This is a genomic window from Corallococcus sp. AB045 (assembly GCF_003668895.1).
Taxonomy (GTDB): domain Bacteria; phylum Myxococcota; class Myxococcia; order Myxococcales; family Myxococcaceae; genus Corallococcus; species Corallococcus coralloides.
In genome coordinates, this window is the sequence record NZ_RAWN01000005.1 from 1 (window position 1) to 18485 (window position 18485).

Annotated in this window: 12 protein-coding genes and 1 pseudogene; 8 read left to right on the top strand and 5 right to left on the bottom strand. The window is 70.3% G+C overall.

The features are described 5' to 3' along the window. Together D7Y21_RS01895 and D7Y21_RS43400 are read left to right on the top strand one after the other, a co-directional pair. Positions 1–1145 (top strand): anhydro-N-acetylmuramic acid kinase (locus D7Y21_RS01895; RefSeq protein WP_370037972.1); only part of this gene is annotated, 1145 nt, incomplete at its 5' end. Further along, positions 1142–2169: pseudogene (locus D7Y21_RS43400) on the top strand (ATP/GTP-binding protein). The gene D7Y21_RS01895 and the pseudogene D7Y21_RS43400, both read left to right, overlap by 4 nt. 46 nt (positions 2170–2215) lie before the next feature. On the opposite strand, the gene D7Y21_RS01905 reads toward D7Y21_RS43400, so the two are convergent. Next, positions 2216–3301, bottom strand: a complete 1086-nt coding sequence (locus D7Y21_RS01905) for a DUF4388 domain-containing protein (protein ID WP_120566505.1) — start codon at positions 3299–3301, stop codon at positions 2216–2218. A 32-nt stretch (positions 3302–3333) separates the two neighbouring features. Here D7Y21_RS01905 and D7Y21_RS01910 point away from each other — a divergent pair, with 32 nt between their 5' ends. Genes D7Y21_RS01910 through D7Y21_RS01920 form a run of 3 tightly spaced genes read left to right on the top strand, consistent with a single transcriptional unit; the run spans position 3334 to position 8377 of the window. After that, complete coding sequence (locus D7Y21_RS01910) at positions 3334–4269, top strand: metalloenzyme (protein ID WP_121710859.1); 936 nt, start codon at positions 3334–3336, stop codon at positions 4267–4269. An 11-nt stretch (positions 4270–4280) separates the two neighbouring features. After that, positions 4281–5249, top strand: coding sequence for a hypothetical protein (locus D7Y21_RS01915; protein WP_121710861.1), 969 nt, complete (start codon positions 4281–4283; stop codon positions 5247–5249). A 38-nt stretch (positions 5250–5287) separates the two neighbouring features. Beyond that, positions 5288–8377, top strand: coding sequence for an alpha amylase C-terminal domain-containing protein (locus D7Y21_RS01920; RefSeq protein WP_121710863.1), 3090 nt, complete (start codon positions 5288–5290; stop codon positions 8375–8377). On the opposite strand, the gene D7Y21_RS01925 is transcribed toward D7Y21_RS01920, so the two are convergent. The 3 genes from D7Y21_RS01925 to D7Y21_RS01935 form a co-directional block, all read right to left on the bottom strand. Then, positions 8374–10080 (bottom strand): TldD/PmbA family protein, encoded by a 1707-nt coding sequence (locus D7Y21_RS01925; RefSeq protein ID WP_233611921.1) that lies wholly within the window; start codon positions 10078–10080, stop codon positions 8374–8376. The two genes, D7Y21_RS01920 and D7Y21_RS01925, sit on opposite strands and share 4 nt — an antisense overlap. A 135-nt stretch (positions 10081–10215) precedes the next feature. Continuing rightward, the gene (locus D7Y21_RS01930; protein ID WP_120566557.1) at positions 10216–11535 is read right to left on the bottom strand and encodes a nucleotide sugar dehydrogenase; all 1320 of its coding nucleotides are present in this window, start codon (positions 11533–11535) and stop codon (positions 10216–10218) included. A gap of 71 nt (positions 11536–11606) precedes the next feature. Next, positions 11607–13682, bottom strand: coding sequence for an alginate lyase family protein (locus D7Y21_RS01935; RefSeq protein WP_199724590.1), 2076 nt, complete (start codon positions 13680–13682; stop codon positions 11607–11609). Positions 13683–13962: 280 nt separating this feature from the next. Here D7Y21_RS01935 and D7Y21_RS01940 point away from each other — a divergent pair, with 280 nt between their 5' ends. The 3 genes from D7Y21_RS01940 (at position 13963) to D7Y21_RS01955 (ending at position 15845) form a co-directional block, all read left to right on the top strand. After that, a complete protein-coding gene (locus D7Y21_RS01940; RefSeq protein ID WP_233611916.1) occupies positions 13963–14907 on the top strand; it encodes a histidine kinase dimerization/phospho-acceptor domain-containing protein in 945 nt (314 codons plus the stop codon). Positions 14908–15015: 108 nt separating this feature from the next. Then, positions 15016–15642 carry a hypothetical protein gene (locus tag D7Y21_RS41355; RefSeq protein WP_147443363.1) on the top strand — a complete coding sequence of 209 codons (627 nt, stop codon included), beginning with the start codon at positions 15016–15018 and terminating at the stop codon, positions 15640–15642. A 14-nt stretch (positions 15643–15656) separates the two neighbouring features. Beyond that, positions 15657–15845: a hypothetical protein gene (locus D7Y21_RS01955; protein WP_199724589.1), complete on the top strand. Its 189-nt coding sequence runs from the start codon at positions 15657–15659 to the stop codon at positions 15843–15845. A gap of 95 nt (positions 15846–15940) precedes the next feature. Here D7Y21_RS01955 and D7Y21_RS01960 read toward each other — a convergent pair whose 3' ends face one another. After that, positions 15941–18478 (bottom strand): response regulator, encoded by a 2538-nt coding sequence (locus D7Y21_RS01960; protein ID WP_121710869.1) that lies wholly within the window; start codon positions 18476–18478, stop codon positions 15941–15943. Positions 18479–18485 lie beyond the last annotated feature (7 nt).

Genomic DNA, 18485 nt, shown 5'->3' on the forward strand with positions numbered 1-18485 from the left:
CCTCCCCCTCCCTGCCGCCCCGGCTGTGCGTGGGCGTGCTGTCCGGCACCAGCGTGGACGCGGCGGACGCGGCGCTGTGCCGGGTGGACGGCACCGGCGCGGACGTGAAGCTCCAGCTGCTCGCGCATGTCTCCCATCCCTTCACGCCGGACCTGGTCGCGCGGGTGCTGGGTCCGCAGGACGCCCGGAGCCTCTGCGCCCTCAACTTCGAGCTGGGGGAGCGCTTCGCCGAAGCCGTGCTGGCCGTCATCGCGCGCGCGGGCGTGAAGCGCGAGGACATCCACGTCATCGGCTCGCACGGCCAGACCATGGCCCACCTGCCTTCGGACCTGTCCGCCATCGCCTCCACGCTCCAGATTGGCGAAGCGGCCGTCATCGCCGAGCGCACCGGCCTGCCCGTCGTCAGCGACTTCCGCACCCGCGACATGGCGGTGGGCGGCCAGGGCGCGCCGCTCGTGCCCTACCTGGACTGGGCCGTCTTCCGGAACCGCGAACGGCCGGACGTCACGCGCGCGTTCCTCAACCTGGGCGGCATCGCCAACATCAGCGTCGTGGGCGAGCACGTGGACGACACGCTCGCGTTCGACACCGGGCCCGCGAACATGGTGCTGGACGGACTGGCGCGCCGGGTGACGAAGGGCCGGCTCGCGTGCGACCGGGACGGGAGCCTGTCCTCCCAGGGCCAGGTGATCCCCGCGCTCATGGAGGAGCTGCTCGCGCATCCGTTCCTCGCGCGGCCGCCACCACGCAGCGCTGGCCGCGAGGGCTTCGGAGAACCGCTGGTGGACCGGCTCTGGGCGGCGGCCCCGGAGCAGCCCCACGACTTGATGGCCACCGCGCGGGCCTTCACCGTGGAGGCCACCGCGCGCGCCTTCGACACCTGGGTGCGGCCTCGCTTTCCCCGGCTGGAGGCGGTGTATGCCTCCGGCGGCGGGACGCGGAATCCGGTGCTGATGGCGGACCTGCGGGCGCGTCTGGCCCCGGTGCCGCTGGAGCGGCTGGACGTGCTGGGCTTCCCCGAAGAGGCGAAGGAAGCGGCCCTCTTCGCCCTGCTCGCGGCCGAGCACCGGGCCGGGACGCCCGCGAATGTTCGCCCGGCAACTGGCGCCGGGCGCCGAGTCGTTCTAGGTAAGCTGACACCGTGAGCAGCGTGAACCTGATGGCCCGCGAAGTGGCCGCGAAGATCGTCTTCTACGGCCCCGGCCTGTCTGGGAAGACGACGACCCTGCGAAAGGTCTACGAGACCGTTCGCCCGGCCCACCGCGGCGAGATGATGTCCATCGCCACCGAAGGCGACCGGACGCTGTTCTTCGACTTCCTGCCGGTGAAGGTGGAGCGCGTGGGCGACTGCTCCGTGCGCCTGGCCCTCTACACCGTGCCCGGGCAGGTCTTCTACAACGCCACCCGCAAGCTGGTGCTCCAGGGCGCGGACGGCGTCGTGTTCGTGGCGGACTCGCAGGCGGAGGCCATGGACGCCAACCGCGAGTCGCTGGCCAACCTGGAGGAGAACCTCCTGGAGAACGGCATCCGCCTGGACCGCTTCCCACTGGTGATGCAGTGGAACAAGCGGGACCTGGACAACATCCTCTCCGTGGAGGATCTGCGCCGGGAGCTCAACCCGCGCGGCGTCCCCGACTTCGAGACGGCCGCCGCCAACGGCCGCGGCGTGATGGACGCGCTCAAGACCATCACCCGGCTGGTCATCAAGGACCTGCGCGCCAAGCGCATCGTCCCGCCGCCACCATCGCCGCCACGCCCGTGCCCCGCACGCTGACGACGCCCGCTCCGCCGCGCGTGGAGCCCGCCGCCGTGCCCGCCATGGCCGTGGCGCCGTCCACGGGCAGCAAGCTCCTGGGGCCCACCAGCGCGCTGGCGCCGGGGGACCTCTTCGACCACGCCCGGGCCGCGGAGGCCGCCTTCACCGCCGGGGACTACACCACCTGCGTCACCGCCTGCACCGACGCCGTCCGCCGCGCCATGGCGTTCGCGGGTGAAGGCTCCCTGGCCCAGCAGGCCTTCCTGCTGCACGTGGACGGTTCGGACCTGCTGCGCCTGCAGGGCCTGTCCACGCTGCCGCAGCTGCGCGTGGACGACGCGGCGTTCGCGCTCTACGTCCTCATGCAGGTCTTCGTGCGACTCAACGCCGTGGGGCTTCCGACCGCCGGGTGATGCGCGCGTGGGCCCGGCTCGAGCCCGGTGCCCACGGCGCTTCCGTTCAGCGCGGGAGCGTGAGCTGCAACAGCCCCATGCGGTGCAGCTTCGCCAGCGTCTTGAGCGTCTCCAGCTCTCGCGCGGGGCTGGCCAGCACCAGCGTGGACACGTCCCACGTCCCGCTGACGAGCCCGGCGATCTGCCGCTCCTCCGGCTTGAGCATCACCATCGCCTGGGGGGCCTGGATGAGCTGCGGCACCACCAGCGGCGGCAGGTCCGCGTAGAGCGCGGCCACGTGCTCGCGCTGCACCAGGCGCGCGAACTCGCGCACGCGCCGGTCCGCGGGGTCGCTGGCCAGCAGGGACGCGCAGACGATGCCGGCCGCGTCGTACTGGCCCTCGCGCATCAGCACCGCGCCCTTCTCCAGCATCTCCGCCACCGGATCCGCTTCCACCTGCGGCGCGCCGTCCACCTCCACCAGCTTCGCGCGCAAGAGTTCGTGCACCCGGCGCGTCACCGACGAGCGCGACACGCCCATGGACAGCCGCAGCCGCCCCAGGTTCTGCGGCGTCGTCGTCAGCGCCAGGATGATCCGGTGCATCAGCGGCTGGCTGGGGCTGGGCGGCGACAGCGCCTTCACGCTCAGCGCGTCGATGGGCAGCGCCTTGTCCACGTCCCCCTGCTCGTCCACCCAGCGCAGGGACTCGAAGAGCAGCTCGCGGATGCTCATGTCGGACGGCACCCAGTCCTCACCGGTGCGGTCCGCGTCCTCCGTCCAATGGAAGGTGCCCTGCCCCGCGATGGTCAGGTCCGTCATCGCCGCGAACAGCTCCTCGCGGCCCAGGTCGCGCACCCACCTTGCCTGGACACCGTGCGCGTCGAAGGCCGCGTCCACGTCCGGCGTGCGCGCCAGTTCGTCGAACGCCGCCAGCACGCGCGTGCCCGCCGCCAGCTTCGGCAGCGACAGCAGGCGGGCCACCCGGCCGCGCAGGCCTTCGCTCGCGGTGGCGCCCACCTGGCCGGACAAGAGGAACAACTTGCGCTCGCCTGCCTCCCACGACAGCTGGAGCGTCCCCGTCTTGCGGGAGCTGTCCAGCCATTGAAGGAACTCGGGGAGCGGGTAGCTGAAGAGGTCGCCGTGGATGGCCATGCGTGTCGGATTCGAGGATACAGTCCCAGGCCGTGCGCGTCGCGGTCCTGTTCATCGACGGGGTGGGCATCGGACGGAAGGACCCGGCCGTGAACCCGCTCGCGGACCGCGACCACCTCCTGGCCTGGTTCCAGGACGCCCCAGTCCCCGTCCTGCCCCATGGCGGCATGGGCCTCCCGGTGGACCCCACCTTCGGCGTGCCCGGCCGGCCCCAGTCCGCCTCCAACCAGACGGCCATCCTCACCGGGGACCCCGCCCCCGTCCTCGTGGGCGGCCACGTGCTGGGCTACCCCAACACCGCCCTGAGGGATTTGCTCGCGGAACGCTCCATCGTGCGGCGCCTCAAGGCCGCGGGCCGCACCGCCACCTTCGCCAACGCGTATCCCGCGCCGTATCTGGACGCGCTCGGCGTCCCCCGGCGTCCGTCCACGTCCCCGCCGGAGTTCACCCTGCCGGAGCGCGCCGCGCGCAAGGTGCGCCCCTCCGCCGCGAAGCTCGCCTTCGCCGCGGGAGGCGAAGCGCTGCGCACGCTGGACGACGCGCGGGCCGGAGACGGCCTCACCCACGACATCACCGGCGCCGCCGCGCGCGCGCACGGACTGGACGTGCCCCACCGCACGCCCGGCGAGGCCGCGGCCCTCTTCTGGCGCATCGCGGGACAGGCGGACTTCACCTTCTTCGAGCACTACCTCGCCGACGAGGCCGGCCACGCCCAGGACTTCACGGCCGCCCGCCTGGCGCTCGATACCTTCGACGCCTTCCTGCGCGCCGTGGCGGCCACCCGGCCGGACGACGCGCGCGTGTTGGTGTGCAGTGACCACGGCAACGTGGAGGACCTGTCGGTTCGAGGACACACCGTGCACGCCGTGCCCATGCTCTACTTCGGCCCCTCCGCCCCGGAGGTAGCGTCGTTCTCCACCGTCGCGGACGTGGGCCGCACGGTGATCCGCTGGCTCGGGGCCAACTAGAGGGACGCTGGATGCGGGTGGGCGGTACCGGACGATGGAGCCAGTTGCCCGCCCTGCTCGCGGTGACGCTGCTCCTTTCCGCGTGCGCCTCCGTGCAGAAGGCCCCCAGCCCCGCCGCCACGCTGGCGCTGCCCGGCGGTGAGTTCCTCTTCGAGCACTCCGCGAAGGACGCCCAGTCCGCGGACATGGTCCGCCGCGCCGTGGAGAACGCCGGGCCCCACCTGGCCCGCTGGGGCATCTTCCAGGAGCCCGTCACCCTGGTCATCCACCCGAACCACGCCGCCCTGGAGCGCGCCGCCCGCCGCTCCGGCTACGACTTCCTGCGAGCCTGGGCCCGCTACGAGCAGGTGGAGGTCCAGAGCCCCCGCACCTGGACGCGCGCCGGCGCCACCCAGAAGCAGGTGGACGAGCTGCTCCTGCATGAGCTCACCCACAGCCTCATGTGGCAGGCGTCCGCCACCGTGTCGGACTGGACGAAGAAGGGCATCCCGCTGTGGTTCAGCGAAGGCATGGCCTCCTACACCGCAAGCCAGGGCTACCGCGTCCCCAGCCTGGAGGACCTGGCCCGCTTCCTCCACCAGTACCCCCAGGCGGATCCGCTCGCCCGCGCCGAGTCGCTCTACGAGACCGAGAACGCCACCGTCTACGGCGCCGCCCACCACGCCTTCGCCTTCCTCATGGAGCGCTACGGCGAAAAGCGCGTCCGCGGCGTGCTCACCGCCATGCGCGGGGGCCAGGACTTCACCGGAGGCTTCCTGGAGGCCATCGGCCTGCCCGTGGACGCCTTCCTCCGAGACTTCCGCCGCTACGTGTACCTGCGCGGCTTCAAGGGGGGCCGGCTGACCCCACCTCCGGCCCCTCCACGCCCGGAAGGGCGTGGAATTCCTGGGAATCCGCAGCTCAAAGCGCCATCCACCCCACATTCGCCCACTTCCACGCCACCGGACACAACTCCGGAGGCCCCAAGTCCGACAAGTTGAGCAAGCCCGCTATGCGTGGGCCGCCGGAGGATTGCCCCGTGACTGATTCCAAAATCAACCGCCCGACCCGCACCTCGTCCCCCGCCACGGGAACCACCACGGATGCCGCCACGCTGGCGGAGCGGCAGAAGGCCGCCGCCGCGAAGGCCGCCGCCGCGAAGCGCAACCAGTCTGGCTTCGAGTCCACGCCCGCGTCCGGCGCCCGCGCCCCGGTGGCTGGCACCGGCAACCTGGCCCGCTCCGCCAACGCGAGCGCGCTGTTGGGCGCCGCGCCCACGTCCGCGGTGAAGAACGGCGCGACGGTGGCGAACCCCACCCCCCGCACCATCACCTTCACGTACGACGCGGGCCCGCACGCGGCGCTCACCAACCCGAAGCTCAAGGGCAGCTGGGACGCGGACGGCCGCTACAACGCGCAGTGGTCCTCTGGCGGCATCCCCATGAAGTCGCTGGGCAACGGCAAGTACGAGGCCACGGTGAAGGTGGCGGACGACGGCCTGGCGCGCAACTGGGAGTGGGGCGTCAGCGTGGACGGCCCGTCCGGCAAGGACCAGTGGGCGGTGATGGGCGAGGGCAACCTCAAGTTGGACCTCTCCAAGCCCACCGCGTCCTACTCGCCCACGACGTACCACACGATGGGCGCGCAGAAGTCCGGCCAGGACGTGAACTTCAAGTTCTGGGCGCCGGACGCGCGGGCCGTGCAGGTGAAGGTGACGGACAAGCAGGGCCACGAGCAGCGCATCCCCATGACGCGCGACGAGGGCGGCAACTGGACCACGCAGGCCAAGGGCGCGTGGTCGCAGATGGAAGGCAAGGCCTACGTCTACGAGGTGGTGGACTCCACGGGCGCTGTCAGCGACCGGCCGGACCCCTACGCGCGCCGGATGATGGGCGAGCAGCGCGGCCTGGACCGGCTCTACCTGGACCCCACGCGCGGCAAGGAGGTGGACCGCTACTTCACCGGCGCCACCGGCCTGATGCGCTTCGACATCGACAGCGCGGAGGACGCGGACAGCGCGTACCTCGTCCTCAAGGACGGCGACGGCAACCCGCTCAACAAGCAGCAGCTCCAGGAGCGCCTGGGCAAGTTCGACGACACCCTCATCGACAAGCTGCACGGCGGGAAGCTCAACGACTTCTGGTCTCGCAACGTCTCCGACGACGGCCGCATCAAGATGACCAACCAGGCCGGCGCCTGGACCGCGCTCGTCAACGACCCGGACAAGCTGGTCGGCCTGCGCTACGAGTTCCAGGTGTTCGACAAGGACGCGCAGGGCAAGCTGCACCTGCGCGACGACGTGAACAACGACGGCAAGCTGTCCGATGTGGAGCGCCGGGCGTCGACGGAGAACGACCCCTGGAGCAACCTCATCACCAAGGGCAGCGGCGTGGACTTCCGCGGCTCCATCCTCACCGACCCCACGACGTTCCAGTTCAAGAACGACGACGTCCCGCGTGAGAAGGATCCGTCCAAGTGGGTGGTGTACCAGCTCCACGCGGGCAGCTTCCTGGGCGAGGCGGGCAACGCCAACCGCTCCACCATGGAGGACCTGATCAAGAAGCTGGATTACTTCAAGGAGCTGGGCGTCACCACGCTGGAGCTGTTGCCCACCAACGAGGTGGAGGGCCCGCGCAACTGGGGCTACCTGGGCGTCAACAGCCTGGCCACGGAGAGCTCCTTCGGCTTCGAGGACGAGAACGGCCAGTGGGTGGAGGGGGATGAGGCCCTCAAGCGCTTCATCGACGCGGCCCACGGCAAGGGCCTGAACGTGGTGTCGGACGTCGTCTACAACCACGTCTTCGGCGACCACAACGGCCTGTGGAACGTGGGCGGCCCCAGCAACCCCTACTTCAACTGGGCCAAGCAGCCCGGCCAGTTCGAGCAGCGCGACACGCCGTGGGGCGCCGTGCCCGCGTACAACACGCCGCAGGTGAAGCAGCTCTTCGTGGACCACGCCGTGCAGCAGATCGCCGAGCTGAAGTTCGACGGCCTGCGCTTCGACTTCACGGAGCCCATCAAGGGCACGGGCGGCAAGGACGGCTGGGAGATGCTCCGGGAGATCAACCGCCAGGTGCACTTCCTCAACCCCAACGCGTGGACCGTGGCGGAGCAGTTCGACTACGAGCCGGACATCTCGCGCCCGGCGAAGCCGGACGGCACGGGCGGCGGCTTCGACGCCCAGTGGTACACGGAGTTCCAGCACAAGCTGGTGCGCGACAACAGCAAGCCGGGTCTGATCCAGGCCGCCTCGCGCGGGATGAAGACGGACGTGGACGCGTTCGTGAACCTGATGACGAACCCGCGCGGCCTGGACGGCTGGAAGCACGCGCTGTCCATCATCTCCAACCACGACGAGGTGGGGAACGCGGAGCGCACCCTGGACACCGCGGAGGGCGCCAACCCCACCGACTTCCCGGACAACTGGTCGCGCGGCGCCGCCCGCTTCGCCGCCGGCATCGGCATGGCCGGCCCCGGCATCCCCATGTTCTTCCAGGGTGACGAGTTCGGCGCCCAGAACCCCTTCAAGTGGGGCAACCCGTCCACCTGGGACAGCGACTGGAGCTGGCAGGACGTGGGCAAGGGCGTGGACTTCGGCAAGGTGACCTTCAACGACACCACCAAGGCCACCTACGAGCGCCTCTTCGAGCTGTCCCCGGACGCGCGCGCGAAGGACAGCGCGTACAAGGCCTTCTCCGCGGACGACAAGAAGCTGTTCGCGGAAGTGGCCGCCCTGCCCGCCTCCGAGCGCAGGGACGCGATGCTGGACGTCACCCGCCGGCAGTCCTTCAACTTCTACAAGGACTCCATCGGCCTGCGGAACAGCAGCGACGCCTTCAGCGCCGCGGCCGAGGTGAAGCGCGTCTACACCCACAACGACGACAGCGTGATGGCCTTCACGCGCAAGTCGGGCAACGAGGAGTTCCTCGTGGTGGGCAGCCTCAACAAGAAGAACCTGGAGGGCTACTCGCTGCCGCTGCCCCCGGGCCAGTGGAGGGAAGTGCTGAACAGCGACGCCGCGGCGTACGGCGGCGGCAACTTCGGCAACTACGGCGCCACGCTGAACGGCGGGAACACCCCGGTGAACATCCCCGCCGCCGGCTACGTGGTGATGAAGAAGGTCGGCTAGTCCTTCTTCACCTCCGGTCCGGCCGTCCCCTTCTGCGGGGCGGCCGGGCTGGGAAGCAGCGGCGGCCGGTCCTTGCCCTCCATGGTGCGCTGCAGCTCCAGCTCCTGGAGCAGCACCGCGGGCGCCACGGTGGACACGGGCACGTTGCCGCTCTCCGCACCGCAGAAGCCGTTGAACACGCCCAACCGCTGGCCCGTGGCGAGGATGCGGTTCACGGACGACAGCGGCGTGCCCACGATTTCAACCCCGCGCACCAGCGTCTCCTCGCCGGTCTTCACGTCCACGCGGTACACCATGCGCGGCACGCCCTTGAAGGCCTGGTAGCCGTAGCTGGACGTGTTGGTGTTGCCGCCGGTGATGTCGCGGATGATGAGCCCGTACGGCTTGCCCTGCCGCTTCGCCTCCGCGATGAGCAGCTTCTTCAGCTCCGCGTCGCTCACCTGCTTCGTGCTGTCCACGATGAGGTTCGCCATGCGCGCCACCGGCTGGAGCGTGCCCTGGCCGCGCCCGTGGCCGTTGGACTTGGGGAAGCCCTCCACGGGGTGACGGCTCATCAGGTAGCCCTTGAGCACGCCCTTCTCCACCAGGCTCACCGGCTGCCCCTTCACGCCCTCTTCGTCGTAGAGGTAGTAGCCATTGAGCGGCTCACCGTTCACCTCACGCTTGGACGGATCATCCCGCAGCGACAGGAACGCCGGGAGGATCTGCTTGCCCTCCTGTCCCTTGAACGTCTTTCCGTCGGTGTCGCCGTCCTGCCGGTCCGCCTCCAGACGGTGGCCCAGCGTCTCGTGGAAGAGCACGCCCGCGGCCTCCGGCGCCAGGATGGCCGGGCCCGCGTACGGGGTGATGGCCGGCGCCTGCCGCAGCGCGAGCAGCTCGTCGATGACCTTCCGAGCCGCCGCGTGCACGCGCGCCTCGTCGGGCAGCCCCGCCTCCGTGGGCAGGTAGAAGCTGCGCGAGTTGTCGAGCAGCTGTCCATCCGGCGCGCGCGTCACCGCGGAGACGTGCAACGCGTAGAGCGTCTCCTCCGTGATGAGGCGCGTGCCTTCCGAGGACACGAACAGCCGCGTGATCTTGTCCGCGGTGATGCGCACCTCTGAATCGAACAACTCCGGATGCGCGTTGAAGCGCGCGGACACGTCGCGCGCCAGCTTGCGCCACTTCTGGCGATCAAACGGGAACGCCACCGGCGGCTGCACGTAGGTGGCCGGCGTCTCCTTGGAGAAGGACGCGGGGCGCTTGGGATCCTCCACCGAGTAGACGTCCTCGCCCTTCTTCTTCAGGTACTGAAAGAGGGCGGCCTTGTACTTCTCGTCCGTGACGAGCCACAGCGCCGTGCGCAGCGCGAGCGGTGAGTCGTCCTGCGGCCCGTCCTTGCGCGCGGTGAAGCTGGAGCCCTTGCTGGTGCTGAAGCCGAAGTCGAGCGAGTCCGCCACGGAGCTGTCGTAGTCGTAGCTGCCCACGCGCACGTCCACGCCCAGCTTGCGCTCGCGGTAGTCGTCGTCCTGGAACAGCGCTCCGTAGCGCGCGATGATCAACCGCGACTCGTAGTCCTTCACGCCATAGCTCAGGAAGTACGGCGCTTCATGACCGTTCACCTTGAGCTGCTGCTGGTTGCGCTGAAGCTCCGCGCTCATCGCGTCCAGCAACGGCGCGCGAGGGTCGGGAGCGGGCGCCGCGCCCATCAGCAGGGACGCAGCCATGAACAGCGGGAACAGGGGGCGGGAGGAGCCAGGCACGGCCACGCACTGTAGCCAGAAACGCGGCGAGGGCCCTCCCCTCACGCGCCAGGCGTGAAGCGAGGACCCTCCTGCCCGCATGCCCTGTTCGCTACAGGCTTACGCCTTGACGATCTTCTCGCGGCCCTGGGTGACGCTCTTGGTCGCGTTGCGCGTGTCGACGACGATGTTCGAGCGCTGGACCAGTTCGTTGTAGTCGATGTGCGAGTGGTCGGTGAGGATCATCACCGCGTCGTACTGGCTGAGCGTCTCCGGGTCGAGCGGGACGGACTTCATCTCCATGTTGAAGCCGTGGCCCTTGTGCAGCTCCTTCACGAACGGGTCGTGGTAGGCGATCTCCGCGCCCTTCTCCTTGAGGAGCGTCATCACGCGCAGCGACGGGGACTCGCGGTGGTCGTCGATGTCCTTCTTGTACGCCGCGCCGATGCAGAGGACCTTCGCGCCGTTGAGGACCTTCTTGTTCTGGTTGAGCGCCTCCATCGTGCGCTGCACCACGTAGTAGGGCATCTGCCAGTTCACCTCACCGGCCAGCTCGATGAACTTGGTGTGGAACTCGAACTCGCGCGCCTTCCACGTCAGGTAGAACGGGTCGATGGGGATGCAGTGCCCGCCCAGACCGGGGCCCGGGTAGAACGGCTGGAAGCCGAAGGGCTTGGTGCTGGCGGCCTGGATGACCTCCCACACGTCCACGTTCATGCGGTCGCAGAGCATCTTCATCTCGTTGACCATGGCGATGTTCACGCAGCGGTAGATGTTCTCCAGCAGCTTGGCCAGCTCCGCCACGCGCGTGGACGACACAGGCACCACTTCCTTCAGCGCGCTGCCGTAGAGGGCGACCGCCACCTCCAGGCACGCGGGCGAGTAGCCACCCACGACCTTCGGAATCGTCTTGGTGTTGAAGCCCTTGTTGCCCGGGTCCTCGCGCTCGGGGCTGAAGGCCAGGAAGAAGTCCACGCCCGCCTTGAGGCCGTTCTTCTCCAGCAGCGGCTTGAGGACTTCCTCGGTCGTGCCCGGGTAGGTGGTGGACTCCAGGATGAAGAGCTGGCCGGGGCGCACGTACGGCGCCAGGGCCTCGCCCGTCTGGATGATGAAGGTCATGTCCGGCTCACGCGACGCGGTCAGCGGCGTGGGCACGCAGATGACCACGCAGTCCAGCTCGCGCGACTTCGCGAAGTCGTTGGTCGCCTTGAGCTTGCCCGCGTTGGTGAGCTCCGCCAGCGGCGCGCTGGGGATGTGCTTGATGTAGCTCTCACCCTTGGCGATCTTGTCGATCTTGCGCTGGTCGACGTCCAGCCCCGTGACCGGGAAGCCCGCTTCCGCGAAGGCCATGCCCAGCGGAAGACCGACGTACCCGAGACCCACCACGCCCACCTTCGCTTCCCGATTCTGAATCCGACCCAGCAACGGGTTGCCAACCATCACGCGCATTGTCGTTACTCCCAGCAGTTGACGTGCTGCCTCGCCGGCTCACACGTCCCGACCCACACCAATCACCTGAAGACGAACACCCACCCCAACCATGCCGGAGGCGTCAGCTGCCTCCGGAACTCCACCGACACCGCCGGCACCACGCGCCCATACGCAGGCGAGTAGCGAGACGGCACGAGCAGGGTCTCCAACCCCTGCCCGAAGAGCACCCAACCCGCGGGTGCATCCGCCGGTCCAATCTCCAGGGCCCGTGCATCGAAGGCCTCCGGGCCCTCCTGCACGCGCCCCGCCCGCGCCACCACTTCCGCCGCGGGCTGGCACCACCGCGCCTGCGCATCTGGCAGGTGCAAACGTCCGACCACCTCATGACGGCCCGTTCCGACGAGCCGGTCCCCCACGGCCAGCGCGCGCACGTGCCGGTCGAGGAAGAAAGTCCTCTCGATCCCTACCGGGGCCGGCAGGTGGCGGTAGCCGTCATGGCGCACCACCAACCGGTCATGCTTCGCGCCGGGCTGGAAGGCCACGACGCGAGCCCGGGCATCCTCCGGCAGCGCGAACAGCCGCGCCGGATCCAACGGGGCCTGCTCCGCCCCATCCACCTGAAGCGTGTTGTGCGCCGCGGTGCTCCGCATCGCGTTGCGCAGGGCCGGATCCCGCGTGTACGAACCCGTGCCTGAATCGACGATGACAGGGCGGCCGGCGAGGTGAAGCTCGAAGGAAAGCTTGTCGTTGTGGCTGTGTCCTCCGACGCCCCGCTGCCCCTGTTTTCCGGCCGAGACGGTGAGCACGACCCCTTCGCCGCGCAAGATGTGGAAGCCACCTTCCGAAAAGCTTACCGACGCGGGCACCGGAGCCACGGGCAGCGCGTTGAAACGCACCAGGCCCGCGTCGCCCACAAGCCACGCCGCCTCGTCCGGGAACACGCCGCCGCCCAGCCCCGCGTCGTTGAAGAGCGCCGCGCCCAGCCCCGCGAGGTAGCTGTGATCCCCGTCCTCGCGATCCTGGAACGGGAACACGCGGCCGCTGTCGTTGTCGCCAATCTGCGGCGCCAGCCCGGCTTCCGAAGACCACGCGCGGGCCGCGACGAACATCAGTCGCAGCCGCGCTTCATACGCGGGGCCCAGAGACACGCCCGCGCCGCGAGCGATGAGGTAGGCCAGGGTGAAGAGCTCCACCGACAGGCGGTGATAGGGAATGGAGCCCTCGAAGGACGTGCCCTCGGGGTGGACCTGCGCCTCCATCTGCGCGCGCAGGCCGTTCGCCGCGAGCGCCACCTGCCGGGGCGCGCCGGGCAGCTCCGGGAAGAGCAGCCCCACCACCGCGAGCCCCACGTAGTTGGAGACAAGGTGGTTGTTGGGCACCGCGCTGGTGTCCTCCAGGTGGGCCTCCACCCAAGCGCAGTGCTCCGCGAGCGCGCCCAGCACGGGCACCAGGAACTCCGGACGGCGCACCTGGGGCGCGTCCGCGAACATCGCCAGCGCCTGCGCGATATTCGCCGCGCGCAGTGCAATCTCCATGGGGCACGTCCAATGGACGCCCATGCCCACGGGGTTCGCCTGCAGGAAGTCCAGCGTCTGCGCGACGAATGCCGTGGCGAAGCGCGAGCGCTCCGCTTCCGTGTCCGCCACCCACGCGCCCTGGGCCAGGGCCAGCACGCTGTCCAGCCGGGCCATCACCCACGGGTACTTCGGATCCATGCCCGTCACGTGCAGCGGCATGCGCTCCACCGGATCCACCGGATAGTGCCGGCCGCTCACCGGCTCCAGGGACCAGTCCACCGGCTTGCCTTCACCGAAGGCCACCTGCGTGCCGAAGACGTCCCACTCCTGACGGAGCGCCTTCGCGGCGCGCTCCAGCGTGCGCGCCTTCGCGCCCGGAAGCTTCTGGATGGCGGCGCGAGCGGACTCGCGCTGCGACAGTTCGCACCAGGCCCGCGATGTGCGGTGATCCAGCGCGAGCGTCACCAGCTCCTCGGCGCGCGTGGCGCCGAACGACTCCAGCAGCTGCGCTTCGTCCACCTGCTCCCGGCGGCGGTACAGCGCCTGCCGTGCGACCTTCTGGACCCGGCGGACCGCGCTCTTCGCGAGCGCCCCAGGCGCCATCCGAGCCATCGTCGCGTAGTAATCGAGAGTACCCATCCGCCCCTTCCCGCCCAGCCTGACGTGGGCAGGTGATAGCAAGCGGCTGGCCAAAACCTTTTCCCAGCAAGAGCAAGGGTTTGGCGTGAGGGGGCTGCCCATACGGCGGTAAAAATGTCCGCCAGTGCCGATCACGGTGGGTAAAGGATTGCTGCCTGGTGCGGAACGGAAGTGCTCCCCGGTGGAGCCATTGCGCCTCTTGACGGGCATGGCCATTCCTTGGCGCGTGCGGGCTGGGGCTTGGATGGGGCGGCGCATCGAGGACGACCTCGATGCCAGGATGGAAACGACGCTGACGGCGGTGGCCGAGCAGGCGCTGCGCGGAGGAACGCGCGCGGGCCTGGAGGCTCTCCTCAAGGCGTCCTTGCGGCTGACCGGCGCGACCGGCGCGGCCCTCTATGAAGGACGCGTGTGCGTGATGAAGGTGGGCAATGTCCCCGCCCGTCGCGCGGATGCCACGAAGCGGTCCTCTGTCTTGGAGATCTGGCCCGCCCCCCTGACGACGTCGCAGCGGAGCGTGGTGAAGCGCTTCAGCGCGTTCGCCCCGGCGCTGCTCGCGGCGCACGCGCGCGAGGTGGCCCAGGGCGCGCGGCAGGCCCGGCTGCTGGAAGCAAAGCGGCGCCTGGAGCGGACCGTGGCGGTGCAGGACAAGCGGCGCTCGCGCGCGGCGCACGACCTGCGCACGCCGCTGATGGTCATCAAGGGCTACGTGGACATGATGCTCAAGGGCACCGGCGGACCGCTGGGCCCGCAGGCGCAGCGCTACCTGGAGCGGATCGCCAAGGTCGCCGCGGATCAGAAGGAACTCATCGACCGGCGCCTGTCACCACCCGTGCCGGGCCTGGATGACCTGCGCCCCGTGCTGACGCACGCCTTCGCACCCACGCGAGGCCGCGCCGCCGCCATGCTGACGCTGCCCGCGGAGCGGACCGTGCCGGTGAGGGGCGCCCGGGCGGAGTGGGAGCTGCTCGCCCGCACGCTCGCACGGGGCTCCGCTGGCGCTGTCGCCGTGGACGTCCACCTGGGCCCGGCCCAGGAGGCCTCCCAGTGGCTGCTGCGCGTCCGGGCCTGCCCTGGCGCGGCCCTGACGGCGCGGACGCAGGCCATGCTCCAGCAGCTCGCGGAGCGCCTGGGAGGCACGCTGGCGGTGGCCGTGGAGCCCCGGCTGGAAATCACCCTGGTGCTGCCAGGGGATGACGCCTTTCCCGTACCCGCCCACCGATAGGGGACATCGGGCCAGCGCACGAAAGGTAGGCAGAGGTCGCAACTCGCCTACCTGCAAGTGCGATAAAAGGGAAAGCGGTTTTCCTTCCTGACCCCGAAAGCCTCCCCCATGAAGCTCAACCGAAGCTCGAGCGTGCGCTCCACGCAGTCGACGCCGCAGCCGCGTCGCGGCAACTCCGTGGACTCGAAGCCCAACACGACGACGTCGCCGTCCTCGACGCCGACGAAGCCCACCCGGTCGAACTCGGCGCCCCCGACGGCCAACCGGCCGCCTTCCGACATGTCCACCGGCAGCCCGTCGCGCACGCGCCCGCGCAACCCGGAAGGGGCGGCGAAGGTGAACGGCACGGACGTGGGCGCCGCGAAGAAGCCCACGACCAACAGCGAGATCCGCGCCTGGTACAAGCAGCAGGTCGCCGGCATCCCCGCGAACGACGCGAAGCTGGCGGCGCAGGGCGCGTCGCTGGAGGACCGCGCGAAGGCCGCGCACTCCATCCGCCATCAGGCCCGCGTGGACGCGCGCCAGTTCATGGGCACGTTCGAATCCGCGATGCTCAAGGCGCGCGACTTCTTCAAGTACGGCCGGCTGGACGGCCCCTCGTTCGAGCAGCTCGTCGGTGAGGCCAAGAAGAGCGGCTTGAGCGAGGCGCAGGCGTACGACAAGATCATCAACAGCTCGCAGCGTACCAACCAGGCCGTGGACAACATCTACGCCAAGCCACAGGCAAAGCTATGACGGCTGATCAACTGATGAAGCAGAAGCTGGAGTGGGTGAAGACGTCGGACCCGCTCCACCCGCTGCGCACCAAGGCGGAGGGCAAGGAACTGCGCCTGCGCATCGGCGACTTCCCCGAGGAGTCCATGTACACGCTGCTCGTCGACGACCAGGAGGTCACCGAGTTCGACGACTGGCCCAAGGCGTGGGTCCGCCCGCGCTGAAAGAGCGGCTCGCAGCTGAAAGAACAGACGCCCTGTCCCTCGCTCCAGGCGAAGGACGGGGCGTCGTCGTTTCCAGAGGCCGCCCTGCCCGGCTCTCAGCCAGGCAGCAGCTGGCGCACGAGCTCCAGGAGCTTGCCGCGCTCCACCTCGCGCTTGACGAGGTAGCCGTCCGCGCCCGCTTCCAGACCAGCCGCGCGGTCCTCGTTGCTGTCCAGCGACGTCACCAGGATGATGGGCGTGCGCCGGAACATGGGGTGGCCCTTCATCCGCCGCGCCAGTCCTACGCCGTCCAGCCGGGGCATCTGCCAGTCGCTGACCACCAGGTGGCAGTGCACGCGCTCCAGCACCTGCCACGCCTCCTCGCCGTCCGACGCCGTCACCACCGGGTAGCCGGCGATCTCCAGCAGGGACTTCATCGCGAAGCGCGTGGTGAGCGAGTCATCGCACACCAGGATGCGCGGCAGCTTGGATTCGCCGCTGGAGGTGCGCGTGTCCGGCTTGGCCGCGCGCAGGAGCTCCGGCGCGTTGAGCACCGGCACCACGCGGCCGTCGTCCAGCACCGCCGCGCCCGCCAGGTGCGTGACGTCCCGCAGGTGCTTGCCCAGTGCGCGGACCACCAGCTCCTGCTGCCCCACCACCTCGTCGATGGCGTACAGCACGCGCTCCTCACCCAGGGACAAGAGCACCGCCGTCTGCCGCCGGCCCGACTCCAGCGCGAGCGGCATGCGCGGCAGGCCGATGGCCTCCGAGAGCGACAGGAACGTGAGCTGCTCGCCGTCCAGCCGCGCCACCACGCGCCCGGCCACCGTGCCCACGTCGTCCGCGTCCAGCCGCAGCACGCGCTTCACGGTGTCGGAGGGGATCGCGGTGACGGTGGTGCCCGTGCGCACCAGCAGGCCCAGCGCCGCCGCCAGCGTCAGCGGCAGGTCCACGATGAAGCGCGTGCCCTTGCCGGGCGTGAACTCCACGTCCGCGCTGCCCTGCAGCCGCTGCGCGGTGGCCAGCACCACGTCCAGGCCCACGCCGCGGCCCGACGTGGACGTCACCTCGTCACGCGTGGAGAAGCCCGGCTGGAAGACGAGCCGCGCGGCCTGCGCGTCCGACAGCTTGTCCGCCGCCTCCTGGTTCATCAGGCCCCGGCGCACCGCCGTCGCGCGCACGCGCACCGGGTCCAGGCCCCCGCCGTCATCCTCCACGATGACGCCGATGCGCGTGCCCCGCGCCTCCACCCGCACCACCAGCCGGCCCGTCTCCGGCTTGCCCGCCGCCTTGCGCGCCGCGGGCATCTCCAGCCCGTGGTCGATGGCGTTGCGCACCAGGTGCACCAGCGGATCCTTCAGCGCGTCCACGATGCGCCGGTCGAGCCGCACGTCGGTGCCGCCCAACTCCAGCGTCACCTCCTTGCCCAGCCGCGAAGCCGTCTCTCGCACCGTGCGCCGCAGGGGCTCCAGCACCTGCGAGGCCGGCACCATGCGCAGGTCGCGCAGGTCGTCGCGGATGACCTGACCGATGAGCGCTTGCTGCTCACCGTCGCGGTGCGCCTCCTTCGCATGCTCCAGCAGGCGCTTCTGCATCGTGCGCATCAGGCCCACGCCCGTGCGCAGCGGCTCCAGCGCGGGCCCGCCGCCGGACATGGCCAGCTGCGACGCGGCGCGCTCCAGGTGCAGCAGCACCTCATGCGCCTGATCCGTCAGCGACCGGAAGCCCTCCGTGCGCCGGCCCTGCTGCGACCGCCCGGACACCAGGTGCTCCACCTGGAGCGCCAGCGAATCCAGCGTCTTCACCGACACGCGCACCGCGCGGTCCACCGTCCCGGCGCGACCTTCCGGAGCCGGCGTGCTCGCGCGCGCCGCGGGCTTCGCGGCGGGGGCCGGAGCCAGCTTCACGGGCTCGGGCTCCTGGACCGCGACCGCGTCCTCCGCCACGCTCAGCGCCATGCGCAGGTCCACCAGCGCGCCCGCCACCTCCGACGCCGCCTGTCCCGCCGCGTCCCCACCCTCCTCCATGCGCGTGAAGCCCAGCGCCGCGGCCTCCGCCAGCGAGGCCACCGCGTCCGCCTGGACGGACTCCGCGCTATGGCGCAAGGCGTGCGCCTGCTCCACCGCCGCGCGCACCGCGCCCGCCCGGTCCTCCACCTTGGGGGACACCAGCGTGCTCAGCGCCGTCTCCAGCGCCACCAGCGCCTTCAGCCCGTCCTCACCCAACGGGCCGTTGATGGCGGCGTCGTCGGACCCGGGGGCGGCCGGCTCCTCGTGGCCCAGGGCCTTGAGCAGCGAGCCCACGCCGTCCACCACGGGCTGTTCGCCCGCGTCGCCCCGGTTGAGGGCGTTCTCGATGGCGGAGAGGCCCCGAAGCATCGCCTCCACGGCGCCCCGGGAGATGGGCTGATCCACGTCGACGTGGGACAACCCGTCCTCGATGGCGTGGACGATGCGTTCGATGTCGTCCAGCCCCAGGCTCGCAGCGGAGCCCTTGAGGCTGTGCACCACGCGCTTGAGCGACGGCAGCAGGTCCGCGTCGCGGGCGCTGGCAGGCTGCTCCAGCCCCAGCACCTTCGACCCGATGGCCTGAATCTGCTCGCGCGTCTCCGCGGCGAACACCGGCCAGATGCTGCGCAGCAACTGCGGATCCATGAAACCC